22 protein-coding genes and 1 pseudogene are annotated in these 24,340 nt (G+C 52.8%); 5 read left to right on the top strand and 18 right to left on the bottom strand.

What is annotated here, in order from left to right; all coding sequences use genetic code 11:
- Nucleotides 1–14 precede the first annotated feature (14 nt).
- The gene (locus KQI83_RS12550; RefSeq protein WP_216558635.1) at nt 15–185 is read right to left on the bottom strand and encodes a hypothetical protein; all 171 of its coding nucleotides are present in this window, start codon (nt 183–185) and stop codon (nt 15–17) included.
- Nucleotides 186–252: 67 nt separating this feature from the next.
- Entirely contained in the window at nt 253–2,325 is a 2,073-nt protein-coding gene (locus KQI83_RS12545) for an elongation factor G (protein ID WP_216558632.1), read from the bottom strand.
- 429 nt (nt 2,326–2,754) lie between these two features.
- Here KQI83_RS12545 and KQI83_RS12540 point away from each other — a divergent pair, with 429 nt between their 5' ends.
- Nucleotides 2,755–3,114, top strand: coding sequence for a DUF4190 domain-containing protein (locus KQI83_RS12540; protein WP_216558629.1), 360 nt, complete (start codon nt 2,755–2,757; stop codon nt 3,112–3,114).
- Between the two features lie 178 nt (nt 3,115–3,292).
- Nucleotides 3,293–4,108 (top strand): prolipoprotein diacylglyceryl transferase, encoded by an 816-nt coding sequence (locus tag KQI83_RS12535; protein ID WP_216558625.1) that lies wholly within the window; start codon nt 3,293–3,295, stop codon nt 4,106–4,108.
- Between the two features lie 61 nt (nt 4,109–4,169).
- Here KQI83_RS12535 and KQI83_RS12530 read toward each other — a convergent pair whose 3' ends face one another.
- The 16 genes and pseudogenes from KQI83_RS12530 to KQI83_RS12455 all read right to left on the bottom strand — a co-directional run bounded on the left by KQI83_RS12530 (nt 4,170) and on the right by KQI83_RS12455 (nt 20,523).
- Nucleotides 4,170–4,718: an NUDIX hydrolase gene (locus KQI83_RS12530; protein WP_216558621.1), complete on the bottom strand. Its 549-nt coding sequence runs from the start codon at nt 4,716–4,718 to the stop codon at nt 4,170–4,172.
- 10 nt (nt 4,719–4,728) lie between these two features.
- Complete coding sequence (locus tag KQI83_RS12525) at nt 4,729–5,244, bottom strand: zinc ribbon domain-containing protein (RefSeq protein ID WP_216558616.1); 516 nt, start codon at nt 5,242–5,244, stop codon at nt 4,729–4,731.
- Nucleotides 5,245–5,287: 43 nt separating this feature from the next.
- Nucleotides 5,288–6,043: a L,D-transpeptidase family protein gene (locus tag KQI83_RS12520; RefSeq protein ID WP_216558613.1), complete on the bottom strand. Its 756-nt coding sequence runs from the start codon at nt 6,041–6,043 to the stop codon at nt 5,288–5,290.
- Nucleotides 6,044–6,078: 35 nt separating this feature from the next.
- Nucleotides 6,079–7,008 (bottom strand): cysteine synthase A, encoded by a 930-nt coding sequence (cysK, locus tag KQI83_RS12515; RefSeq protein WP_216558610.1) that lies wholly within the window; start codon nt 7,006–7,008, stop codon nt 6,079–6,081.
- Between the two features lie 317 nt (nt 7,009–7,325).
- On the bottom strand, nt 7,326–8,066 hold the full coding sequence (locus tag KQI83_RS12510) for a zinc ribbon domain-containing protein (RefSeq protein WP_216558607.1): 741 nt from the start codon (nt 8,064–8,066) through the stop codon (nt 7,326–7,328).
- A gap of 351 nt (nt 8,067–8,417) precedes the next feature.
- Nucleotides 8,418–9,875: pseudogene (gene lysS / locus KQI83_RS12505) on the bottom strand (lysine--tRNA ligase); the annotation flags it as partial.
- Between the two features lie 44 nt (nt 9,876–9,919).
- A complete protein-coding gene (gene greA / locus KQI83_RS12500) occupies nt 9,920–10,393 on the bottom strand; it encodes a transcription elongation factor GreA (protein ID WP_216558601.1) in 474 nt (157 codons plus the stop codon).
- A gap of 131 nt (nt 10,394–10,524) precedes the next feature.
- Entirely contained in the window at nt 10,525–11,337 is an 813-nt protein-coding gene (locus tag KQI83_RS12495) for a hypothetical protein (RefSeq protein ID WP_216558594.1), read from the bottom strand.
- A gap of 315 nt (nt 11,338–11,652) precedes the next feature.
- A complete protein-coding gene (locus KQI83_RS12490; protein WP_216558591.1) occupies nt 11,653–12,897 on the bottom strand; it encodes a murein hydrolase activator EnvC family protein in 1,245 nt (414 codons plus the stop codon).
- A 399-nt stretch (nt 12,898–13,296) separates the two neighbouring features.
- Complete coding sequence (gene ftsX, locus KQI83_RS12485) at nt 13,297–14,196, bottom strand: permease-like cell division protein FtsX (RefSeq protein ID WP_216558587.1); 900 nt, start codon at nt 14,194–14,196, stop codon at nt 13,297–13,299.
- 32 nt (nt 14,197–14,228) lie between these two features.
- On the bottom strand, nt 14,229–14,915 hold the full coding sequence (gene ftsE / locus KQI83_RS12480) for a cell division ATP-binding protein FtsE (RefSeq protein ID WP_216558585.1): 687 nt from the start codon (nt 14,913–14,915) through the stop codon (nt 14,229–14,231).
- A gap of 84 nt (nt 14,916–14,999) precedes the next feature.
- Nucleotides 15,000–16,049, bottom strand: a complete 1,050-nt coding sequence (locus KQI83_RS12475; protein ID WP_330622413.1) for a PucR family transcriptional regulator — start codon at nt 16,047–16,049, stop codon at nt 15,000–15,002.
- Between the two features lie 1,160 nt (nt 16,050–17,209).
- Nucleotides 17,210–18,328: an ABC transporter ATP-binding protein gene (locus KQI83_RS12470; RefSeq protein WP_216558579.1), complete on the bottom strand. Its 1,119-nt coding sequence runs from the start codon at nt 18,326–18,328 to the stop codon at nt 17,210–17,212.
- A gap of 342 nt (nt 18,329–18,670) precedes the next feature.
- Nucleotides 18,671–19,387: a pseudouridine synthase gene (locus tag KQI83_RS12465; RefSeq protein WP_216558576.1), complete on the bottom strand. Its 717-nt coding sequence runs from the start codon at nt 19,385–19,387 to the stop codon at nt 18,671–18,673.
- A gap of 12 nt (nt 19,388–19,399) precedes the next feature.
- On the bottom strand, nt 19,400–19,843 hold the full coding sequence (locus tag KQI83_RS12460) for a DUF4830 domain-containing protein (protein ID WP_253295617.1): 444 nt from the start codon (nt 19,841–19,843) through the stop codon (nt 19,400–19,402).
- A 32-nt stretch (nt 19,844–19,875) separates the two neighbouring features.
- Nucleotides 19,876–20,523, bottom strand: a complete 648-nt coding sequence (locus tag KQI83_RS12455; RefSeq protein ID WP_216558573.1) for an HAD-IA family hydrolase — start codon at nt 20,521–20,523, stop codon at nt 19,876–19,878.
- 197 nt (nt 20,524–20,720) lie between these two features.
- Between KQI83_RS12455 and ychF the strand changes: the two genes are divergently transcribed.
- From ychF to KQI83_RS12440, 3 genes are all read left to right on the top strand, one after another.
- Nucleotides 20,721–21,815 (top strand): redox-regulated ATPase YchF, encoded by a 1,095-nt coding sequence (gene ychF, locus KQI83_RS12450; RefSeq protein ID WP_216558570.1) that lies wholly within the window; start codon nt 20,721–20,723, stop codon nt 21,813–21,815.
- A gap of 193 nt (nt 21,816–22,008) precedes the next feature.
- A complete protein-coding gene (locus tag KQI83_RS12445) occupies nt 22,009–23,724 on the top strand; it encodes an ArnT family glycosyltransferase (RefSeq protein ID WP_216558565.1) in 1,716 nt (571 codons plus the stop codon).
- A gap of 67 nt (nt 23,725–23,791) precedes the next feature.
- Nucleotides 23,792–24,340, top strand: a 549-nt coding sequence (locus KQI83_RS12440; protein ID WP_330622412.1) for a hypothetical protein, incomplete at its 3' end; no start/stop codon positions are given.

Genomic DNA, 24,340 nt, shown 5'->3' with positions numbered 1-24,340 from the left:
CATTGCTCATCATACTAATAAAACGCGTTTCTGTCACTGAGAACCGCGATGAGATAGTCGCCCTCATAGGGCTGATCGAGCGTGATGATAATATCCGGCGTCAATGGAGCGTTAGCGGACGCCGATACAGCGCATAAGGATAACATAACCGCCAGCAGCACGATCATACAAAGCAGTCGTTTCATATTAACCTCCATACCGATATTATAAAACAATAAGGCTCTGCGATATCGCAGAGCCTTGTAAACACAGTTATGCTTCCTCAGCCTTCGCCGCTTCGATGACCTTCTGGGCTACCTGAGCGGGAGCGTCCTCATAGCGCTCGAACTCAAAGGTGAAGGTGCCGCGACCCTGGGTGCACTGGCGCATGAAGATGGAGAAGTCAGCCATCTCAGCCATCGGGACCTCAGCCTCGACGATCTGCATGCCGCTCTCGCCCGCGTTCATACCGAGCACGCGGCCTCTGCGCTTGTTGACCTCGCCCATGATATCGCCCATGTTCGCGTCCGGAACGGTCGCCTTGAGGGTGCCTACCGGCTCGAGCAGGGTCGGCTTCGCCTGCGGGATACCCGCCTTGAACGCCAGCTGAGCGGCGGTCTTGAACGCCATTTCGTTGGAGTCAACGGGGTGGTACTTACCATCGTACAGCGTCGCCTTGACTCCGACAACAGGATAACCTGCCAGCGGGCCCTTCTTGATGGAATCCATCAGACCCTTTTCGACCGCGGGGAAGAACTGCTTCGGTACGGAACCGCCGACAACGGCGATCTCGAACTCCAAGCCTTCGCTGTCGCACGGCTCAAACTTGATCCATACGTCGCCGTACTGACCCGAACCGCCGGACTGCTTCTTGTGCTTGCCTTCTACGTCGGACTTGCCGCGAATGGTCTCGCGATAAGCGACCTTGGGCTGCTTTAACTCAACCTCTACGTTGAACTTGCTCTTTAACTTGGTAACGACAACGTCGAGGTGCTGTTCGCCCATACCGGACATGACGAGCTCCTTGGTCTCGGGGTCGTTCTTGAATTTGATAGTGGGATCCTCCTCGGCGAGTCTTGCCAGACCCTGAGCGACCTTATCCTCCTCGCCCTTCTTCTTCGGATAAACCGCCATGGAGAAGGAAGGAGCGGGATAGTCGATGCCGTCGAGAATGACCTTGCGGGTCGGGGAGCAAAGGGTATCGCCCGTGTTGGCGGAGGTCAGCTTCGGGATCGCGCCGATATCGCCGGCGACGACAGCGGAAGCGTCCTCCTGCTTCTTACCGCGGACGGTGAGCACCTTGGTGATACGCTCCTGGTTACCGGTGCGCATATTCAGGAGAGGCGTATCGGTAGAGACCTTGCCGGATACGACCTTGAAGTAGCTCAGCTTGCCGACAAACGGGTCGGCAACGGTCTTGAAGATGATCGCCGCGGTAGCGCCCTGCTCGTTGCAGGCGATATCGACAGGCTCGCCGTTGACGTCTACAGCGGTCTCGCCGCCCTTGTCGGCGGCGGACGGAGCCAGCCATGTCAGGCTGTTCAGGAACTGCTCGATACCGAAGGTGGTCGAAGCGTCGCCGCAGAATACGGGGCACAGAGTGCCGTCCTTAACGCCCTGCGATACGCCGGTGATGATCTCTTCGGGGGTGAATTCCTCTTCCATGAAGAACTTCTCCATCAGCTCCTCGCTGGTCTCAGCGACAGCTTCCTTGATCGCCTCGCGCAGTCCCTCAAAGCGGTCGCCCATCTCGGGGATGATCGCGGTGGGAGCTACGTTGCCCTTGCTGTCATATTTGTAAGCCTTGTACTCAAGCAGGTTGATGTAGGTGTTCGCCTGACCGTTCTCAATGTGCGGAACGATGACAGGGCAGACGGAGGGACCGAAGGTAGCCTTCAGATCCTCGAGCACGCGATAGAAGCGCGCGTCCTCGTCGCATACGCCGTTGACGAAGAAGATCTTGGTCAAGCCCTCCTTATCGGCAGCCTTGACAGCCTTTTCGGTACCGACATTCACGCCGTCCTTCGCGGATACGACGATCAGCGCGGTCTCTGCGGCGCGATAACCCTCAAACAGACCGCCCTCAAAGTCGAACAGTCCGGGGGTGTCGATGATGTTGATCTTTGTATTCTTCCACTCTACGGGAGCCACAGCGGTAACGATAGATACCTTGCGGCGGATTTCCTCAGGGTCAAAGTCGAGCTGGGTGTTGCCGTCGGCGATCTTGCCCAGACGGTCGCTCGCCTTGGAAAGATACAGCATCGCTTCGGCGACAGAGGTCTTGCCCGCGCCGGAATGACCTGCCATAGCGATATTGATGATGTGTTTCGGGTCGTACTGTTTCAATTAAAAAACTCCTTTCAAGAGTGTTATGTACCTTTTCACGGTATAAATCAGCGGCGAAAAACAATGCTTTTTCACCCGCTACCAGTTTATTATATAACAAATTCAACAACGGCACAATAAAAACCGTCCCTCGGACGCAAAAATCCACCAAATATATAAAAACAAAGTAATACTATTGTGCAACCTGCACATATATATTTCGCATACCGCTCCCTGATCGGCAAAAAATCTCTCTTATCACGCGGCTATCATACGTTTTTCAACCCATTACGACCTGCCCGAGCCGCAAACGGCTTTGCCTTTTAGGTCAAAATCCACAAAAAACCGCGCCTATCCTTGCAATATTCAAAATAATATGATATGATGATAGCAGGTTTAGTGAATTAACGCATTAAACCGATATTACAAAATCTTAAGGAGGATTTTACTATGGAACAACAGGGTAAGAAAGGCTTAGCGATCGCTTCCTTGGTCTTAGGCATTGCTGCTTGCGTCATCTCTTGGTGGGGTCTTGTATTAGGCATCATCGGTATCATCTGCGCAATCGTCGGTCTGATCCTTGCGATCAACGCCCAGAAGAGCTATAAGGCTCTCGGTCAGAAGAACGGTATCGCTACCGCAGGTCTGATTCTTTCCATCATCGGTCTGGTTCTTTCCATCATCGGCACCATCGTTTGCGGCGTTCTGCTCGCAGCCGGCACTGCTGTTGCCAATCAGATTGCGAACGATCCCGAGGTTGCGAATCAGCTCTCCAGCGCTCTCGATCAGATCAGCTCTTCCGTAAACTAAAATCAGTTTTTCTGAAGCTTCACAGCCGGTCGTATGCTACGGCCGGCTGCGTTGTTTTTACAGCCTCCCTTTGGTAAAGGGAGGTGTCTCGATTGGGATCGAGACGGAGGGATTGCATAATTGATCGAGTGTCAGCGAGATACAAATACGATCATGTGTCCAACTTAAGGAGAAAACTATGTTCCCTGTATTTGAAATCTTCGGCAAGCAGATCGGGCTTTACGGCATTATGGCGGCTGTAGGCTTTGCCGTCTGCTTTTTAGTCGGCAGACTGCTGATACGCCGCTACGATATCGACGTCTACGACTTCGCCCTGACGATGATCGCGGCGGGTATCGGCATGGCGGTCGGCGCGAGCCTGCTGTATGCCGCCACCAACTACCGCTATCTGCTCTACGGCTTCTCTCATTTTTCCGAGCTCGGCTGGAGCGGCCTGTGGACGTGTATCAAAGCAGCGTTCAACGGCTTTGTCTTTTACGGCGGCTTTATCGGAGCGGCGATCGGAATCCTCGTCTACACAAAATTTGCGAAGGACGTCAAAGCCCACCGCGATCATCTGCTGGACATCTACGCGGTGCTCGTCCCCCTGTTCCACGGCTTCGGTCGCATCGGCTGTTTCTTCGGCGGCTGCTGCTACGGCGTAGAGAGCCCCTTCGGGTTCACCGTCCACGACAACCCGATCAACCCCGCCATCAACGGCGTGAACCGCTTCCCCATCCAGCTCGTCGAGAGCGCGTGTTGTTTCATCCTCTTTTTCATTCTCCTGCAATTGTTCCGCAAGCATAAGATGGAGAACCGCCTGATCTGCTGCTACCTGCTCACCTACCCCGTGATCCGCTTCATCACGGAGTTCTTCCGCGGCGACGTCAACCGCGGTATCTTCTTCGGACTGTCCACCTCCCAGTGGTTCAGTATCCTCCTGTTCATATTCGCCCTGATCCTATTGCCTATCAAAACGAAAAAGCTGAAGCAACAAGCTCAGGAAACTCCATGACATAAGAAAGCCCGCGGAATGACCCGCGGGCTGTTTTGATGCCTGATGATAGTCAAATGGCTTACGCCTTGTTTTTATGCTGTAAGTACAGCGCGATTGCCGTGCCCATCAGGGCGTGGGCAAACTCTCCCCTGCCGTACTCCGCGATCACCTGCTCGGCGGGCATGAGCTCATAGGTCAGCAGCTCGTCATCGTCGAGGTGCTGTTTCCCTGTCGGCTCCAACTCCTCCGCGAGATACACATGATACTGATTTTTGAACAGAGCGGGATTAGGGCTGACAGAGCCCAAATGTGTCAGCCTGCCTGCCTTAAAGCCTGTTTCCTCGCTCAGCTCTCTGCGCGCCGCTGTCGCCGCGTCCTCTCCCCTGTCGACCACGCCGCCGGGGAATTCCGTGCTCATGCTCTGTGAAGCGTGCCGCCACTGGCGCACTAAGATGAACTGTCCGTCCACCTCGGCAATGACCTGCACCCAGTCGGGCGCGTCCATCGCGATATAGTCGCCCCGCAAGCCGCTGTGCGTAATCTCCTGCTGTTCGAGCACGTCAAAGACAGGCGTTTTCAGCAGTTCCTTCGTGCTCTCTATCTCCCAGCGCAATTCTTTATCCGTCATACCGCTCACCCTATCTCAGCTTGAAGCCGCATTTGATACAGAAAGCCGCGTTCGGCACAACAGAAGCGCCGCACTTCATGCAGAAATTCGGCTGAGCCGCAGGCTGAACAGGAGCTTGCTGAACAGGCACCTGCTGTACAGGCACGGTATTCAGCGGAGCGGACGATACGCCCGTTTCATACGCCAAAAACTCGTTGATATTTAGCTGTATCCTCTGCGCCTGCGCGCCGAGCACAGCGTTAGTGAAGATCAGCACATCGTCCGCGTGCTTCTGATACCGCGCGCCGAACGCCTGCACGATGGTGTAGCGCATGTCGATCGCCGTGCCGTTGTTGTACGGCATGAAATGGATCGTCAGCGCGCCGCCGTTCATATTGTATTTGAACGAGTAGTTCAGTCCGAAATTGACCGTCTTGTACGCGTCAATCTTGCACTGCTTGCCGAATTTCTGATTCGCCGCCTGCACGAATGCGTTAAAAACAGGCTCGACGGGTATCGGATAAAAATAGCATAGATCTCTTCTCATATGATCGCCCCTTCGTTGTATCTCAGTGAAATATCAAATGTTCTCAGTCGTCCAGATCGCCCTTCATATGCTCGAGGGAATCGATCGTGATCTTGCAGCCGGGCTTAACATGCTGCATGACGAACTTCATGATGTTCTCGGGCACGCCGACGCAGCCGCCCGTGTAGGTGCGGTTGACTCTGAAGCAGTGGAAGAAGAACGCAAAGCCCTTTTCTTCCTCACACTCCGCGTTGTAGCCCATATTCAGCACATACTGATACGCGTAGTCAAAATCAGCGATATGCTCGCTGTTCTCGGTATCGAGATCGGGAACGTCCTTGATGTTGACCAGCTCGTTGAAGTGCTTGCCCTCTCGCGCGTCGCCCGACCAATAGTAGTTCTCGTCCACCTTGGTGTATTCCATCTGACAGCCGGGGTCGTCCGCCAGACCGAACGCCTTGTCGATCGTGAAAGTACCGACAGGGGTGTAGCAGTCATTGATGTTCGCGTCGCCCAAGCCGTCCAGACCGATAAAGCCGGGGGTCGCGATGATCTGTTGCCACTTGCCGTTCGCGTCTTTTTCGTGCATGGTAATGTACGCGGTCGTCTTGTCTACGCCCGCGACAACGATCAGCTGCTCAGCGTCCTTGGTCGCCTCTAAGTCTGTGACCCACTTCGGCGACTCGCGCACCTCCTGTACGGAAAAGTACAGTTCATCGGGCGTCGCTGTCGCGGTATTCTGTTTGGCACAGCCTGAAAGTACAGAGACCGCCATCATAACGGTCAAGATAACCGCCATTACTCTTGTCATCATTTTCATCGGGAGTCCTCCGTTCTGATTTTTTATGTGTTTTCTTATTCCTCAAAGAGCGGTGTGGAGAAGTAACGCTCGGCGGTGTCGGGCAGGACGGTGACGACCGTCTTTCCCGGTCCGAGCTTTTTCGCGAGCTTCAGCGCCGCCGCGACGTTGGTGCCGCTGGAAATGCCGCACATCAGTCCCTCTTCACGCGCCAGCCGCTTTGCGGTCTCGATCGCTTCTTCGTCCGTCACAACGTAGATCTGATCATAGATCTCCCTGTTCAGGATCGGAGGGATCAACCCGTCTCCGATACCCATCTGCAAGTGCGTGCCGATAGTACCGCCCGCCAGGATCGCGGCGTTCTCAGGCTCTACCGCCCAGATCTCGATGTCGGGGTACTGCGCCTTGAGCACCTCGCCGATGCCCGTGATGGTGCCGCCCGTGCCGATACCCGAGCAGAAGCCGTCGATATGATCGGCACACTGCTGCATGATCTCCAGCGCGGTATACTTCTTGTGCGCTCTGACGTTATTGATATTCTCAAACTGCTGCGGTACGAATACGCGCGGGGCCTTCTCCGCCATCTTCAAGGCGGTTTTCAGACACTCGTCGATACACGCGCCGATATCGCCCGCGTCGTGGATCAGCATGACCTTCGCGCCGTAGTGCTTGATCAGCTTTCTGCGCTCCACGCTGACGGAGTCGGGCATGATGATGATGGTCTTGTAGCCCTTCACCGCACCCACCAGCGCCAGTCCGATGCCCTGATTGCCCGAGGTCGGCTCAACGATGATGCTGTCATATCTCAAAAGCCCCTTCTTCTCCGCGTGGTTGATCATGTTCAGCGCGGTGCGCGTCTTGATCGAGCCGCCGACGTTCAGCGCCTCAAACTTCACCAGCACCTCCGCGCTGCCCGGCTCGGGCATGCGGTTCAAGCGGATCAGCGGGGTCTGCCCCACCGCCTCCAGCACATTTCTGTAAATCATACGATCACCTTCCAAATATATTGCGCGATAGAAAGTCTCTCGGATCTATCCGTCGTCATTCCCTCATAATCCTTGTCGGCTCTCTGTCAAAGATCAAGTATAAGAGTCCATTCATTATACAAGTTAAGATCCCATTCATTATATATGATTGCACAGCAAAAGTCAAAGAAAACTCCGAAAGCCAAACAGCCTTCGGAGCAATCATTTTTATTTATCCAGACTCTTCATTGTCGGGAATGTTAGGATGCTAAATAAATTACTATTTAAGCCAGATATTTAATTGAATACTCTAATAATATACGAATTTATACGAATAATCACCATTTGTGCTTGCAATCATAGCACTGATATTGCTTGCCTATTGTTGAAGAGGCAAGCCCAAGAGCAGCAGTAGAAATCACCTTTCCTGTCGTCGTAATCCTTGATGTATTATTACCACCACAATGTGGACATTTCGGATGTTGCGCTTTATATATTTCTTGTTCACGTTTTTTCTGTTCTTCTGCTTTTCTCTTTTCTATTTCGGCACTTCTCTTATCAGCTTCTTGCCTCTCAATTTCAGCCGCTTTCTTAGCTTCTTCTAAATCTGCAAACTCTCCATTAGCAACTCTTTTTTTCAATTCAAGTGATTTTATTATAGGTATACATATAATAGCTATCAACCCACCACCAAAAAAACCACATCCTACCGCCAGCATATATTCAGATGAATCTAAAAAGAATCCAATAAATACACCAAACATACATATAACACAAATACTACCTGCAACGATAGCGATACCAAATAATACATTTCCAATTTTATCTATTTTTTTTGCTCTATTTTCATCGACATTATACTTAGGTTTTGAGCATAAATCATTGCTATTGTTCTGTTTATTGCTTATTGATTTTTTATCTGTTTTTTCTTGTTTAATTTGTTTTTGCTTTCTTTCGAACTCTATACGCTTTTGCTGTTCCTCTTGTATATAGTTCTTTATCGGATATCCGCAATGCGGACAACTCTCAGCGGCATTAGATACTTCTTTTCCACATTCGGGACAATTTATCAAAGCCATAATCAATCCCCCTTAATGAAACTATACTAACACAACCATAACCGAAAATCAATCTATTCGCCCTTCTTGACAAAATAAAAAAGTATGGCAGACCCTTAGTATGTATATCTCGGTTGTACCATACTTTTTTATTTTGTCGAGGGCTCCTGTCTGGCTTCCTTTCCATCTCGTGTTCTTGTTATCGGTCTGGGTTATATTTGAGCTCTGGTTAATCACAAAATCAAACCCCGAAAGCTTAATCTTTCGGGGCACTTAATAGAATGCACTTTATGATTCAAATAATTCTTTGATGTCTTTTTCGACTTTGCATTCATCACGAGTCGTACTCGTTCTTTTCGAAGATACATCCAGACTTTTCATTGTCGGGAAGAGCAATACATCCCTGATGGCGGGCGAGTTGGTCATGATCATGACCAGTCGGTCGATGCCGTAGCCGATGCCGCCTGTGGGGGGCATACCGATCTCGAGGGCGTTGAGGAAGTCCTCGTCGGTGGTGTTGGCTTCTTCATCGCCCGCGGCGAGCATCGCCTCCTGCGCCTTGAAGCGCTCGCGCTGGTCGATCGGGTCGTTGAGCTCACTGTAGGCGTTCGCCATCTCCCAGCCGTTGATGAACATCTCGAAGCGCTCGACATACTCGGGGTTGTCGGGCTTCTTCTTGGTCAGCGGAGAGATCTCGATCGGGTGATCCATGACAAAGGTCGGCTGGATCAGATGCTCTTCGACATACTCCTCAAAGATCAGGCTGAGGATATCGCCCTTTTGGTGGCGATCCTCATACTCGACGTGGAGCTTGTCCGCGATCTCACGTGCCTGAGCGGTATCCTTGACCTCGTTCCAGTCCACGTTCGCGTACTGCTTGACGGCGTCTACCATCGTGATACGCGCGAAGGGCTTCTCAAAGTCGATCACATGCTCACCGTACTTGACCTGCATGGAGCCGTTGACCTCCTGCGCTACGCGGCGGTACATCGCCTCGGTCAGATCCATCATGCCGTGATAATCGGTATATGCCTGATACAGCTCCATGAGCGTGAACTCGGGATTATGGCGGGTATCGAGACCCTCGTTGCGGAATACGCGTCCGATCTCATACACTCTCTCAAGACCGCCGACGATCAGGCGCTTTAAGTACAGCTCCAGCGAGATACGGAGCTTCAAGTCCTCGTCGAGGGCATTAAAATGAGTCTCAAAGGGTCTTGCCGCCGCGCCGCCCGCGTTCTGCACCAGCATGGGGGTCTCGACCTCCATGAAGCCCTGCTCGTCGAGGAAGCGACGGATCGTGGAGATGATCTTACTGCGCTTGACAAAGGTGTCCTTGACCTCGCTGTTCATGATCAGGTCGGTGTAGCGCTGGCGATAGCGGGTGTCGGTGTCGGTCAGGCCGTGATACTTCTCAGGCAAGATCTGTAACGACTTGCTCAGCAAGGTGACGGTCGCGGCATGAACAGAGATCTCGCCGGTCTTGGTCTTGAACACCTCGCCGGTGATACCGATGATATCGCCCACGTCGTACTTTTTGAAGTCCTTGTAGCTGTCCTCGCCGATCGAATCACGGGCGACGTACGCCTGGATACTGCCCTTGAGATCCTGCACATTGCAGAAGGACGCCTTGCCCATGACGCGCTTGAACATCATTCTGCCCGCGATGGACACGGTCTTGCCCTCAAGCTCGTCGTAGTTCTCTTTGATCTCCACGCTGTGGTGGGTCTGATCAAACTTGGTGATCACAAAGGGGTCCTTGCCCGCTTCCTGTAAGTTCGCGAGCTTCTCCCTTCTGAGTCTTAATATTTCATTTAAATTCTGTTCCATATCCTACCTCGGGTTTTTTCAATATCTTCCTATACAGGTTGGTCTTACTTGAAGATCTCGAGGACCTTGAAGCCGATCACGCCGACGGGTACCTCTACCTCAACAGCGTCGCCGACGGAGTGGCCGATCAGCGCGGCGCCGACGGGAGATTCATCGGAGATCTTGCCCTCGGAGGGGTTCGCCTCATTAGAGCCAACGATCTTGTAGGTGACCTCAGAGTCGGTGCGCAGGTTCTGCAGACGGACGCTGGAGCCGACGTGGACGTGCTCATTGGAGATACCCTCTTCGTCGATCAGAACGGCATTCTTGAGGGTCGCTTCGATGGTGACGATACGCGCCTCGAGGATCGCCTGTTCGTTTTTCGCGTCATCATATTCGCTGTTCTCGGAAAGGTCGCCGTAGGAGCGGGCTACCTTGATCTTCTCAGCAACCTCTCTACGCTTTTGACCTTTTAAATATTGGAGTTCTTCCTCTAACTGTTTCAAGCCTTCCGCGGTGATCATTACCGGTTTTGCCATATGTATCATCCTTTCAAATTCAACATTGAGTTTTAGGTATTCGCATACATGGTATATTATACTGAAACACAGGGTCGATGTCAAGGAGATAAAAGCGAAAAGAGTGCATGATCAGCGCACGGATACACGCTTCATTCCTCAGCCCTTTGAAAAGCGTTCAGCAGGCTTTGGCGGGTATGGAGCGTAACACCGTCGCCGCAGCGGGTGAACACCTCGCCGCCGAGCTCCCGCGCCTGTGACGAAGCGTATAAGGCGGAAGCGAAGTACATCTCGTCAAGGAAGTCGGGGCACAGCTCCCTGTACTTTGACGGCAGCTCAAATTCATAGTCATATATTGCCGTGCACGGCTGCTGTACGGCGGGCTTCTCCCCCGTGAGGATCAGCGCTTCACGAGAGCAGGGCAGGACCTCTGTCAGCCGCTCGGGCGCGATGATCAGGTCAGCGTCACGCAGGCAGTCCTTGGCGCGGCAAACGCGCAGGGCGGCACCCTTTTCGTTCAAGAGATAATCCGACTGCGCCGCATAAATGTCAGAGGCTTCAGTCACCACATAGAGCGGATCGCAGTACTCCGTCAAATGATCTGTCACCCCTACGATGTCGCCGCAGGAGTCGATCAGGACGACCTTGCGGCTGCGACAGTCCGATTTCCGCAACAGGTACAAAGCGGCGTTCTCGCACATGCGGCGGTCAAGCTCATGGGACACAAAGCGCTTGTAGCCGCTCTCAGCAGGCAGTTCCAGCCTGGGAGAGCACAGCACGCGGTTGCGCTGAGCCTTCACAAAGCGGTCGATGGCTGTCCACCCGATCCTTCCGCGGTAATGCTCATAGGTCACGCATTTGAGCTGGACTGAGTCGCAGTAGCTGTGCTCCACGCGAATGCGATTCCGCCGCAAAAGGCGCAGGAGCCCTGTCCTATGTTCTTCGATATGTAAAGCTGTCAACATAAATATCCCTCCGCAACAGCTTATGCGGAGGGTGCGGGATATATGCGCGTCAAAATCACGATTCGGGTAGAGTGACAAAGCTCGAATGTTTCACGTGAAACATTTGTTCTATTTTATCAGCTTGCGGGAACGCAAAAAAGGGGCTGTGAAAAAACTCTCCAGCGTCATGGCGAGGAGCTAAGCGACGTGGCAATCTCCATAGGTTTTATCACCCTTTTGTGGGATTGCCACGGGCTAAAGCCCTCGCAATGACTGCGTTTTTCACAGCCCCATCGTGTTTGATGATCGGATTATTGATCCGGTGCAGAGATTAGTTTAGTAGAGATTCATCGGGTTGCTCTTGACGCCGTTGATACGCAGCTCAAAGTGCAGGTGAGGACCGGTTGACCAGCCCGAAGAACCGACGTAACCGATCAGCTGACCGTTGGAGACGTGCTCGCCGTATCCTACAGCGGTGCTGATCATATGACCGTAGATGGTCTCGTAGCCGTTGTCGTGCAGGATCCAGACAAAGTTGCCGTAACCGCCGCCGCAGCTGCACCAGCTACCGCCGTAGTTGGTATGCGGACAACTGCTGTTGCAGTTGACGACCGTACCGGAGTTCGCCGCGTAGATCGGCGTACCGATCGAAGCGCCGATATCGATCGCGTTATGGCTTTCGTAAGAACGCTGTTCGCCGTACTCGGAGGTGATGACGCCGGGGGTCGGCCATGTCCAGCTTCCGTCGGTCTCGACCTGCTGGGGAGCGCTGTAATCGATCGACGAGCTGCCGCTGTCGCCGCTATCGTCGGAAGAGGAAGAAGCGGCTGCTGCCGCCTGCTGTGCGGCAAGCGCCTCTCTCTGCTGGCGGTAATACGCCTGGATCTCTTCACTCAGACCGCTGAGCTCTTCCTCGCTGAGACTGAGCTGCATTTCCGCGTCCGCGGCTGCGCTCTGTAAGCCCGCGAGGGTCTCTTTGTTATCTTCAAGCAGGGTGTTGAGCTCGGTCTGCTTCTCAGTCAGGGTCGCCTGCTCAGCCTCTAACTCGGCTTTGTCCTCTTCAAGAGCCGCTTTCTCGTCAGAGATCGCATCGAGCTGTTCCTTGATACCGCTGATCAGCTCTTCGTCATGGTTGCTGACGTACTGGACAAGCTGGAGCTTGTCGAGGAAGTCGGAGAAGTCCTTCGCGCCGAGAACGATCTCGAGGGCGCTGACGTCGCCGGAGATATAGATGGTCTTGATACGCTGGCGCAGAACGTCCATGTTCGCTTCGATCTCCGCGTTGGCGGCGTCGATCGCCGTCTGCTTCTCAGCGATGCTCTCGTCATAGATCGCGATCTTCTGGTAGCAGACCTGGATCTCCTCGGTCACGGATTCGACCTGACCGACCAGCGCGTCGACCTCCTGCTGCTGTTCATTGACAGCGGCGTTAGAGTCGTTGAGCTTCTGCTGATATTCCGCCTGCTGCGCTTCAAGCTCCGCCTGACGCGCCTCAAGCTCGCTGATGGTTGCCGCGTTGACGCTGAGTAAGCTCGCAGAGATCAGCGCGATCGCTATCACAATTGCTATAATCTTCTTCATAGAATCACTCCTATGCTTTGAATTTCGTATTTGGTTTCTGTTAAGTTATGGTTAATGATCTATCAAAGCGGTCGTCACCCTGATACAAAAAGCCCATGCGCTAACTATTGTTGAAAAGAAAAGCGCTTCTCCTCTTTGTTGAGGAGTTGTCCAAATCTTCGATTTGGCTAACAACTCCCATGCAACAGCGCTCCAAGAGCAGATCTATCTGCGATTGGCTTAGCGCCACTGCTGGGATTGCCGCGGGAACCCTCAGGCGCTGTGCGCCAGCTCTCCTGTGTATGGATTATGTAACCCAAAATAAAATTTTGGACATAATCTCACCTTAGGAAAGGGAGCCTATGCCCTCGCAATGACATAGTAATTAATCAGCTCTTACTCAAGGGGAAGGCTCTTTGTTTACCAGCCTAAGATCTCGTTGCCCTCGTGGGTCAGGTAACGGCGGATGGATACCATACTGCCGAACACGCCTACCAGCACGCCTGCCGCGACGAAAGCGCCGATGATCGGCCACATGACCTCGGTGAAGCGGGTGTAGGGGAAGTCGAGGATCTTCTGTACCGAATTGATGATCGCGTCGGACAGCACGAACAGCAGTCCGATGGAAACCGCCGCCGAGACAAGACCGATGATAACGCCCTCGATGATGAAGGGAACGCGGACAAAGGCGTTGGTCGCGCCGACCGATTTCATGATGCTGATCTCAAAACGGTGCGAGAACATGGTCATGCGGATGGTGTTGCTGATGATGAACAGGGAGATCACCGCCAGCGCTAAGATGATCCACAGACTCATGGTCGTGATAAAGGACGAGAGGCTGGTCAGCTTTGCCGCGACCTCGCGGTGGGACGATACGGAAGCGACGCCCTCGACCGCCTTGATCTTCGCGACGGTCTCGTCGTACTTGGACAGGTCGTCCATCGTTACGCTGTAGGAATACGGCAGGGGGTTGTCGTCGCCGGTCATATTGGCAAAGACCTCTTCGCCGAGCTGCTCGCGGTACGCCTGTATGGATTCATCCTTGTCGATGAATTGCACGTCGGTGACGTTCTCGAGGTCCTTGAGCTCTTTTCCCTTATAGACTGCCTCTAACTTGGTCAGGTCGTCGTCTAAGAAGACCTTGGTGACATTGGTGTCGCCGACGGAGTCGACGATGTTGGATACATTGATGGTGAGCATAACCGCCGAACCTGTCAGAACCAGACAGGATATCAAAACGCCGATCGACGCGAGGCTCATCAGACGGTTATGAAAAATATTCTTGAAGCCCTCTTTGATCAGATAGCCGAAACTGCTCATACTGTCATTCCTTTCCTTCGTGCGAAATCGACTTAAATAGCGACAAACTTATCGTCGTCGGAATCGGAGACGACTCTGCCGTCATCGATCGTGATCACTCGTTTGCCGAAAGACTTGACCAGCTCATGCTCGTGGGTGACCACCAGCACCGTGGTGCCTCGCTTGTTGATTTCGGAAAGAAGCTCGATGATCTCGTAGCTCATTTCGGGGTCGATATTACCGGTAGGCTCGTCGGCGATGATCATCTCGGGGTTGTTGACCAGCGCGCGCGCCAGCGATACACGCTGCTGCTCGCCGCCGGACAGCTCGGAGGGATGATCGTCCGCCTTGTCGGCGAGACCGACCAGATCAAGTATGTAGGGAACGCGCTTTTTGATGGAGTCGTTCCTCTTGCCGACGCAGCGCATCGCGAATGCGACGTTCTCATATACGGTCATTTTGGAGATCAGGCGGAAGTCCTGAAAAACGATACCCATCGTACGTCTGAGATACGGGACCTTCCTGCGCTTCATGTTCTCGAGGTGCATGTCGTTGACGATGATCTGACCCGAAGTGGGGGTCTCCTCGCGCATGATCAACTTGAGGAAGGTACTCTTGCCCGCGCCGGAAGCGCCGACGATGAATACGAACTCGCCCTTATCGATCTTCAGCGATACATGATCCAGCGCGTGGACGCCGTTGCTTTCATATACTTTGGATACATTTTTGAATTCGATCATAGTAATACCTTTCGCTGACAGCAATGCTGTCTTTGCTAAGATTATATGAATTCATACAGGGGCATGGTCACCCCCTGAGATTCATTAATATTTGGTAGGAGCGGAGGTCAGGTACTTCTTGACCATCAGCGCTACCTTGAATACGATAGCGTCCTCAAACTCTCTGAGATCGAGACCGGTCAGCTTCTTGATCTTCTCAAGACGGTATACCAGCGTGTTGCGGTGTACGAACAGCTTGCGGGAGGTCTCGGAAACGTTCAGGTTGTTCTCAAAGAACTTCTGGATGGTGAAGAGGGTCTCCTGATCGAGACTCTCGATGGAACCGCGCTTGAATACCTCTTTGAGGAACATCTCGCACAGGGTGGTGGGCAGCTGATAGACAAGACGGGCGATGCCGAGGTTGTCGTAGCTGACGATGGTGCGCTCGGTGTCGAATACCTTACCGACTTCGAGAGCGACCTGCGCTTCCTTGAAGGAATGAGCCAGATCCTTGATACCGGTGACGGTGGTGCCCATACCGACGACGCAGTGGGTGTAGAACTCGGTGGAGAGGGTGTCGACGATGGAGCCGGCGAGCTTCTCGAGGTCCTTGGTAGAGATACCGGGCTTGATCTCCTTGACCAGCGCGATATCGGTCTCATTGATATTGATGACGAAGTCCTTGGTCTTGTCGGGGAAGAGGTTCTGGACGACGTCAAAGGCGGAAACATCCGTCTTGGAGGTGATCTTGATCAGCATGACGACGCGGGTGACGTCGCTGTTGAAGCGCAGCTCGCGCGCCTTCAGATAGATATCACCGGGCAGGATGTTGTCGAGGATAACGTTCTTGATGAAATTGGAGCGGTCATACTTCTCGTCGTAGTACTGCTTGATGGACGACAGAGATACCGCCAAGAGCTGGGCGTATTTCTGCGCGATCTCGTCGCTGCCCTGTACGAATACGGCGTATTCGGATCTGGTCGAAGAGCCAAAGGACTTGAAGGTGTGTCCGTTAATCACGAAGGGTACGGTAGCCGAAAGGGTATCGGAGGTGATGCTTTCGTTCACCTCGCCGATGCGTCCAAGCTCCGAGCACGCGATTACAACCGAAGTCTCGTCCACAACTCCGATGGTTCTGTCGATAGCGTCCTTCATCTGATGAATAACTCCCTGAAATAATCTGTTGGACATAATTCTCCTCCGTATAAAAAATAGTCAAAATACCGAACGATTTGGTGATTTACCTAAAGAAGCCACCTATCTCATATACATTTTACACAAAGGAATGAGAAAAATCAACCTTTTTTTCAAAATTGGATAATCAATTTTCGTGCGAAAGGACGAAAAAATGTTAATTCTTTCATCATTGTTTCACGCCAGTAATCTTTTGTAAAAAGAAAAACCAACTGTCCGACAGACAAAAACGGCTTGATCATCGCTTTTTTGCGCGATATTTTGCCGCGGGATATTTCCTTATTTGCAATATAACAGAAAATAACGCAGAAATAAAGCGTTGATATTACAATTTTTTAAACTTTTTGTGAACATTGGGGAGAATTGTGGAGAAGCCTTTGAACAGGCACAAGATGTTGGGAGGCGGGGCGCTTCTTTAGTGAGGAGTTTTTGCAAATTAGGAATGAGGAATTAGGAATGAGGGATTACCGAGCGTTTCCGTAGGGACGAGCATTGCTCGTCCGGCATCGCAGATGCTTTTTTCTTTATCTAATACTAAGCCCAACAAAGCTATACGAAATATATCACTAATATCTGATTATATCTTTTTATCAAGGATTAGTATAAGGTTTCCGCCTGATTCTGCGCTCGTCATTCTCGGACGACCGATGGTCGTCCCTACGGCGGTGTCTCGAGCTCTTTGTTAAGATGATTGCTCGGAGAAGTCAATCCCTCATTCGTCAACTTCGTTGACACCTTCCCCCCGAGGGGATGGCTTTGGGCAATCGGAAGTGTTGAATTCTCTCTTTGTTGAGGAGTTGTCCAAATCTTTGATTTGGCTTACAACTCCCATGCAACAGCGCCGGGGGAGCGTAGCGATTGGCTAAGCGCCACTGCAGGAATTGCCACGGGAACCCTCAGGCGCTGTGCGCCGGATCTCCTGTGTATGGATTATGTAACCCAAAATAAAATTTTGGACATAATCTCACCTGAGGATTGCGGAGCCTATGCCCTCGCAATGACATAGTAATATCAGTGCTTATCTAACTTCTCACTCCTCCTTTTTAAGGCGACAAAAAGCCCGCTGCTTGCGCAGCGGGCAAATGCACAATTTTAACTTGTTCAGAGCAACACCGACGTTATCAGTTGGTGATGGTCATCTCGGTGTCCTTATCGAAAATGTGGATACGATCGAGATCGAACGCGATATCGACATAGTCGCCGGGCTTCGCGGTGGAGGTCGGCTCTACGCGGGCGGTGAACTGGGTGCCGCCGATATTGACGTACAGATAGATCTCTGCGCCCATCAGCTCGGTTACGACAACGTTAGCGTTGATAACGCCGTTCTTGCCTTCGCACTTCTCGATGAACTCGGGCTCGTCATGGATATGCTCGGGACGGATACCGAAGCGGACTTCCTTGCCAACGTAGGGCTCGAGAACGCCGTTCTTGTTCTTGCTCTCGGGCAGAACGACGGTATACTCGTCGAACTTGAGGGCGAACTTGCCGCCTTCCTTCACGAGGGTAGCGTCCATGAAGTTCATCTGCGGGGAGCCGATGAAGCCTGCTACGAACTCGTTGCAGGGCAGATCATACAGATGCTGAGGAGTATCGACCTGCTGAATGAAGCCGTCCTTCATAACGACGATACGGGTACCCATCGTCATAGCCTCTGTCTGGTCATGGGTAACGTAGATAAAGGTGGTGCCGAGCTTCTGATAGAGCTTGGAGATCTCGGTTCTCATGTTAGCGCGGAGCTTAGCGTCCAGGTTGGACAGCGGCTCGTCAAGCAGGAATACCTTAGGATCACGGACGATCGCACGACCCAGCGCGACACGCTGTCTCTGACCGCCGGAGAGAGCCTTCGGCTTTCTGTCAAGGTACTGTTCGATACCGAGGATACGGGCAGCCTCGCCTACGCGGCGCTTGATCTCTTCCTTGGGCATCTTGCGGAGCTTCAGACCGAACGCCATGTTATCGTAAACGGTCATATGGGGATACAGAGCGTAGTTCTGGAATACCATCGCGATATCTCTGTCCTTGGGAGCTACGTCGTTGCAGAGCTTGTCGCCGATCCACAGCTCGCCCTTGGAGATATCCTCAAGACCCGCTACCATACGCAGGGTAGTGGACTTACCGCAACCGGAAGGACCTACGAGGATGATGAATTCCTTGTCAGCGATCTCAAGGTTGAAATCGGTAACAGCGGTAACGCCGCCGTCATAAATCTTGTAAACATGTCTCAGTGATACATTAGCCATTAAAAAACCTCCATTATTATCCAAATCTGCACGCCTAAAGAAGTGCAGCAAAAACTAACAAGAACACGCTTTACGCACTTATGATAAGTGTACAGGTATAATATATCACACTTTCTTGTACACTTCCACTTGTTTTTTTACTAAAGATTTCGCCGAATATTTAGTCATTATTCCGATAAGTCAAAAAAAGGTGCCCTATAATTGTGCGTTTTTGACAAGGAAAAAGCCGATGTATAAGCCAAATACCCCTATTTTTTGTGTGTTTTGTTAGTATCGACGCAGGATTTTGCCCTAACCTCGCGCAAAAAATCAACCTATGATCCGCATATTTTTCAAAAAATTTTACACAGACTTGTCCGAAAATACCAGATCAGCCTCATCTTTTGTCATTTTGCGGACCTCTCCGGGGGATAAATCGCCGTCGAGCGACAGCGCGCCGATCCGTACGCGCTCGAGCGCCTCGACATGATAGCCCAGCGCGGCAAACATACGCTTGACCTGATGGTACTTGCCCTCGCTGATCTCGACGGCGACGCGCGTGCCGTCAAGGAGAGAGGCTTGTCCGCTTTTGCATACTGTGCCGTCCTTGAGGACGATCCCCTCTTCAAAACGGATGGATATACTGTCGTCAGGCGTGCGGTCAAGGGTGGCGATATAGCGCTTTTTGACGTGCTTCTTAGGGGATAACATTCTGTGGGCGTAGTCGCCGTCATCGGTCAGGATCAGCAGACCCGTCGTATCCTTGTCGAGTCTGCCCGCGGGGAAGAGTCCTTTGCGCCTGAGCTCGGGCGGGAGAAGGTCGATCACGGTTTTCTCGACCCTGTCCTCGGTCGCGGAGACGATACCCGAGGGCTTGTTCATCATATAATAAACGTGGGTCTGATAGGTCAGGGCTTTGCCGTCCAGCGCGACGGCGTCCGCCTCCGTATCGATCTTGATATCGACAGAGCGGCTCAGCTCGCCGTTGACGGTCACGCGCTTGTCACGGATCGCCTTTTGCGCTTCCTTGCGGCTGAGAGCCGTTTGGGAGGAGATGAACTTGTCCAGTCGTTCTTTCATATCATTCACCGATCAATTCAGAATTCTCATTTCACTGCCGTCACATTCGCTGACGTGGGCGGCGATGATCCTGCCGTCGCTCAACAGTACGACGGCGTTGAGCGTATCGTCGACAAAATAGACGTACTCTTTTGCCGGCTTGCCCTTGTACGGCGTAAGGTCAAAGCCCTGCTGCCGCTGTAACTCGTTGTAGCTTGTATAGATCTCGTTCCAGCGCTTGGGAACGGTGATCTCGTTTTCGAAAAGGTATTCGGGCGACTCATAGCCGCAGGCAGTAAGGAAGGCTTCGATGTCGGAGCTGTCCTCTGCCTGTAAGGGATAAGGCTTATCGCCGATCATCACGGTATCCGGGGCTGCCGAGCGCAGCACCGGAAAGCACGCCGTCAAGAGCAGCAACACGCCGAGGACACACACGACCGTGATCTTGATGTTTTTGAGCTTTACCGAGCGGAACATATCATCACCGCTACAGTATATGCGGAGCGGAGTTATAACATGTCAGCGATTACTTTAGGGCTGTCGGCAAAACCGACCGCGCCGCATGCCCGCATGCTCTCTACCGTGCCGTAGCCGTAGGTCACGCCGAGGAAATCTACGCCCGCGAGAAGGGCGCCCCTCGCGTCAAAATCCGTATCGCCGATCATCAGCGCCTCGGTATTGTCGGTACAGCCCAGCCGCTTGATGGCGTAGGGTATGATATCCGCCTTCGCGCGGCGGGTGCCGTCGAGGGTAGAGCCGCAGATCGCGTCGAAATAAGGCGCAAGCCCCATGACCTGAGCGACCTTCTCGGCGACAGGCTCGTTCTTTGAGGTACAGATCGCGAGCTTCTTGCCCTTTTGGCGCAGGGAATCGAGCATATCGGTCACGCCGTCGAAAAGGGCGCTGTACTGCTGACCGACCTCGTCGAAGTAGTCGCGGTAGAGCTCCATCGCCTCTAAGATCAAGGGCTCGGGTACGGCGCACATGCCTCGAAAGGTATCCTCGAGCGGAGGTCCGACGTACATGGAATAATCGGAAAGATCGGGACAGGGCAGGGACAGCGCCTCCATCGCGTGGGCGATCGAGACACGCACGCTCTCGGCGCTGGCGACCAAGGTGCCGTCGAGATCAAAGAGAATATACTGATAGTTCTTCATTTTATCACCGATACAATTTTATTGTTTCACACGCGGTTTGTCAATATCGGTTTCATTGACTTTTGCACTATATAATGATAGAATACATTTAATAATGGGTAATTATGGTTTATCCTCGGGATCGGTCGGGATCATCTCGCGTCGGCGATCTGCCGATTCACCGCAATAACAATTCTATCAAAGGAGAATGAAGATATATGAAATTAGGAATCGTCGGACTGCCGAACGTCGGCAAGTCCACCTTATTCAACGCCATCACCAACGCGGGCGCGCAGTCCGCGAACTACCCCTTCTGCACCATTGAGCCGAATATCGGCGTGGTCGCCGTGCCCGACAAGCGACTGGACAAGCTCGCGGAAATGTATGACCCCGACAAGTACACTCCAGCTACCATTGAATTCGTCGATATCGCGGGTCTGGTCAAGGGCGCTTCTAAGGGCGAGGGACTGGGCAACAAATTCCTCAGTAATATCCGCGAGTGCGACGCGATCGTGCATGTGGTACGCTGTTTTGACAATGACGATATCATTCACGTGGAGGGCTCTGTAGACCCCGCGAGAGATATCGAGACCATTGATCTTGAGCTGATCCTCAGCGACGTCGAGATGGTACAGCGCAGGATCGACAAGGCGCAGAAGATGGTCAAGGGCGACAAGAAATTTCAGGTACAGGTCGACTTCTTCAAGCGCGTACTGGACACGCTCAACGAGGGCAAGCCCGCGAGAGCGGTGGAATGTACCGACGACGAAAAGGCGCTGCTGTCGGAGGTCGCACTGCTGACCAACAAGCCTGTCATCTTTGCCGCAAACATGAGCGAGGACGACTTTGCAAACGGGATCGAGAACAACGAACGCCTCAAAAGGGTGCGCGAGATCGCCGCGGAGCAGAACGCGGGCGTGCTGCCCATCTGCGCGGAGATGGAAGCTGAGATCGTGGAGCTTGACAAGGAAGAAAAGGAAATGTTTTTGAACGATCTGGGGCTCGAGCAGAGCGGTCTTGACCGCCTGATCACCGAGTGCTACACCCTTTTGGGACTGATCTCCTACCTCACGGCGGGCAAGCCCGAGGTGCGCGCGTGGACCATCAAGAACGGCACCAAGGCGCCCCAGGCGGCGGGCAAGATCCACTCTGACTTTGAACGCGGCTTCATCCGCGCGGAGGTCATCGCCTATGACGACCTGATCGCGTGCGGTTCGATGGCGGCGGCAAAGGAAAAGGGTCTGGTGCGCAGCGAGGGCAAGGAATATGTGATGAAGGACGGCGACGTCGTCTTATTCAGATTTAATGTGTAATACTGTATCTGTTGAGATAATGGTGAGATAAAATACGGTTGAGGCAGAAGCCCGTTTAATGGATTTATGAAGTGCTTTGACTGAAGCATTTCCACCTCATCCGACCTTTTCTGTTTAAAAAAACCGAAAAGCCCACCTTCCCCTCAAGGGGAAGGCTTCCGGTCTATATATCCTGAAACCATTCGAGGTTCTTATGAAAGAAAAACTACAACGCACTCCCGAGGGGCTGTTCACGCTGATGCGGCGGCACCCCTACCTGCTGACGATCGTCCTGTGCGGACTGCTGCTGCCGTTCGGGCTGGCCGACCGCGCAAACATCACGGCGGCGAGCTGCGTCTATCTCGGAGTCGTCATGGGAGCGATATCCGTCACCGCTGTGTTTGTGTTCAACCTCGGCAAAAACCGATCCGAAAAGCTCCTGCTGAGTGGTATCATGCTCGCGTGTATCACGGCGGGCATGCTGACGATCGGCTTTGTTGAAAATAAGGCTTACGCGGTCGCGCTCGTCGCGCTGATCGCTGCCTCTGCCGCTGTGTTTTTCATTCGTATCGCTTACAAGGTCAACGACGCCGTCATCATTGCGGTGCTGATCGCGCTGGGTATCGCGATCCGTTTCGTATACATTTTATATACGGGCAGCGTCGACCGACAGCACGACGGAGGAAATTTCAACGATATCCGCGGGCACATGGGCTATATCAAGTACTGGTACGACTACGGCTTGAAGCTGCCCGATTATGACGTCAGGATATACGAACAGCACTATCACCCGCCGCTGCACCACTGGCTGATGGCGCTGCTGCTACGCGGGCTGACGGCGATCGGCGTCAACTTCCCCACCGCGGCGGAAGCGATCCAGATCCTGCCGATGCTGTACTCGTCGCTGACGATGATCGTAAGCTACCGCGTCTTTCGCTTGGTGAAGCTGTGCGGCAATCCGCTGATCGCGGCGATGGCGATCGTCTGCTTTCACCCGACGTTCATCATCTTCGGCGGCTCATACAACAACGACATGCTGCTAATGCCGTTTGTGATGGGGGCGATCCTATGGGGACTGAGATGGTACAGAGAGCCCGTGATGAGGAACATCATTCCGCTTGCGCTGTGCATCGGGCTGGGCATGATGACAAAGCTCTCGGGCTGGATGGCGGCGCCTGCCGTGGCGTTCGTGTTCATCGTCGTTCTGATCAGACACATCAAAAAGCCGCTGAGGTATATCGGGCAGTTCGCGGTGTTCGGCGTGATCTGTATTCCGCTCGGCATATGGTGGCAGGTGCGCAACCTGATCAAATTTCAGGTCCCGCTGTCTTATATCCCCAATTTCGGAGAACAGAGCTTTATGTACTCGGGCAACCTGCCGCTGACACAGCGACTGTTCAGCTTTGGTAACGGTCAGCTTGACTTTGTATACGGCTCAATCACCATTGTCGACGCGCCGTACAATGAATACAATCCCACGCTGGGGCTGTTCAAGACCGCGATGTTTGACGAATGTGCCAACAGCATCAACGACGTGCATTTCCCGCAGATCCATATCACGGGACCGATCCTGTTCTGGATCTCGGTCGTACTGTTCCTGACCGCCTTTGTGTGCTTTGTTGTCAGCATGGTCAGAAAGAGCGGGAATATGGACGGCGCGGAACGGGTCTATTTCAGCCTGCTGTTCGGCGTGGAGCTGGTCAGCTACTATCTGTTCGCTCTCGCCTATCCTCACTCCTGTACCTTCAACATACGCTACTGTATGCCGCTGATACCGCTTTGCGCAATGGGGCTGGCGCTGGTACTGCAAAGAAGCGAGAGCAGTCAAAGCGCCCTGTCAACATGGTTCCGCCGCGTGATGTACGCGGTGAGCGGGGCGTTCTGCTGTATGAGTTATATCGTCTACACGCAGGTAGGCATGAGCATGTAAAGGGCAAGATCTTAATATGAATATGATCTCGTCATATTATATCCAAACTGATTATTGAGGTGATTTTATGCAAAACAAGCTACTCAAACCGCGTATCCCCTCTTTTGAGAACAAGTTCCTTGGGTTTATCGAAAAGCACATCATGGTCATCGCGGTCTTTCTGATCTCGGCGGCGGCGATCGCGATCCGAGCGCTGCTGTTCGACCATCTCTCCATCGACGCGTATAACTTCCTGATCCCGTGGTATGACACCTTAGCCGAAAAAGGTTTTGCGGGTCTGTCGGAGCCTGTAGGCAACTACAATATCCTGTATCAGACGATCATCGCGCTGTTCACCTACCTGCCGATCAAGGCGCTGCACACATACAAGCTGTTTTCCTGCGTATTTGATTTTCTGACGGCAGGGCTGGTCGCCTATGTCATATACAAGAGCTTCTCGAAGCGTCCGAGGCTAAAGGCGCTGATCGCGTACGCGGCAGTGCTCATGTCTCCGCTGGTGTTTCTCAACTCGGCATGCTGGGCTCAGTGTGACGTGATATATACCTTCTTCTGTATCTTCTCGGTATACCATATCTATCAGGAAAAATACGTCAGCTCCTGTCTCTTATACACATCT

Origin of the sequence: Roseburia sp. MSJ-14, assembly GCF_018918225.1 — a bacterium.
Classification (GTDB): domain Bacteria; phylum Bacillota; class Clostridia; order Lachnospirales; family Lachnospiraceae; genus Petralouisia.
The sequence above is the reverse complement of the archived record's forward strand: the minus strand, read 5'-3'. Positions and strand labels throughout refer to the sequence as shown.

Bases quoted from the DNA above. Each gene is read 5' to 3' on its own strand.
- KQI83_RS12495 (WP_216558594.1), bottom strand. From the start codon at position 11,337: ATGTTGACAGCTTTACATATCGAAGAACATAGGACAGGGCTCCTGCGC.
- ychF (WP_216558570.1), top strand. From the start codon at position 20,721: ATGAAATTAGGAATCGTCGGACTGCCGAACGTCGGCAAGTCCACCTTA.
- KQI83_RS12470 (WP_216558579.1), bottom strand. From the start codon at position 18,328: ATGGCTAATGTATCACTGAGACATGTTTACAAGATTTATGACGGCGGC.
- KQI83_RS12525 (WP_216558616.1), bottom strand. From the start codon at position 5,244: ATGAGAAGAGATCTATGCTATTTTTATCCGATACCCGTCGAGCCTGTT.
- KQI83_RS12490 (WP_216558591.1), bottom strand. From the start codon at position 12,897: ATGAAGAAGATTATAGCAATTGTGATAGCGATCGCGCTGATCTCTGCG.
- KQI83_RS12520 (WP_216558613.1), bottom strand. From the start codon at position 6,043: ATGAAAATGATGACAAGAGTAATGGCGGTTATCTTGACCGTTATGATG.
- KQI83_RS12445 (WP_216558565.1), top strand. From the start codon at position 22,009: ATGAAAGAAAAACTACAACGCACTCCCGAGGGGCTGTTCACGCTGATG.
- KQI83_RS12510 (WP_216558607.1), bottom strand. From the start codon at position 8,066: ATGGCTTTGATAAATTGTCCCGAATGTGGAAAAGAAGTATCTAATGCC.
- KQI83_RS12455 (WP_216558573.1), bottom strand. From the start codon at position 20,523: ATGAAGAACTATCAGTATATTCTCTTTGATCTCGACGGCACCTTGGTC.
- KQI83_RS12535 (WP_216558625.1), top strand. From the start codon at position 3,293: ATGTTCCCTGTATTTGAAATCTTCGGCAAGCAGATCGGGCTTTACGGC.
- KQI83_RS12540 (WP_216558629.1), top strand. From the start codon at position 2,755: ATGGAACAACAGGGTAAGAAAGGCTTAGCGATCGCTTCCTTGGTCTTA.
- KQI83_RS12530 (WP_216558621.1), bottom strand. From the start codon at position 4,718: ATGACGGATAAAGAATTGCGCTGGGAGATAGAGAGCACGAAGGAACTG.
- ftsX (WP_216558587.1), bottom strand. From the start codon at position 14,196: ATGAGCAGTTTCGGCTATCTGATCAAAGAGGGCTTCAAGAATATTTTT.
- cysK (WP_216558610.1), bottom strand. From the start codon at position 7,008: ATGATTTACAGAAATGTGCTGGAGGCGGTGGGGCAGACCCCGCTGATC.
- KQI83_RS12475 (WP_330622413.1), bottom strand. From the start codon at position 16,049: ATGAAGGACGCTATCGACAGAACCATCGGAGTTGTGGACGAGACTTCG.
- KQI83_RS12550 (WP_216558635.1), bottom strand. From the start codon at position 185: ATGAAACGACTGCTTTGTATGATCGTGCTGCTGGCGGTTATGTTATCC.
- KQI83_RS12460 (WP_253295617.1), bottom strand. From the start codon at position 19,843: ATGTTCCGCTCGGTAAAGCTCAAAAACATCAAGATCACGGTCGTGTGT.
- ftsE (WP_216558585.1), bottom strand. From the start codon at position 14,915: ATGATCGAATTCAAAAATGTATCCAAAGTATATGAAAGCAACGGCGTC.
- KQI83_RS12465 (WP_216558576.1), bottom strand. From the start codon at position 19,387: ATGAAAGAACGACTGGACAAGTTCATCTCCTCCCAAACGGCTCTCAGC.
- greA (WP_216558601.1), bottom strand. From the start codon at position 10,393: ATGGCAAAACCGGTAATGATCACCGCGGAAGGCTTGAAACAGTTAGAG.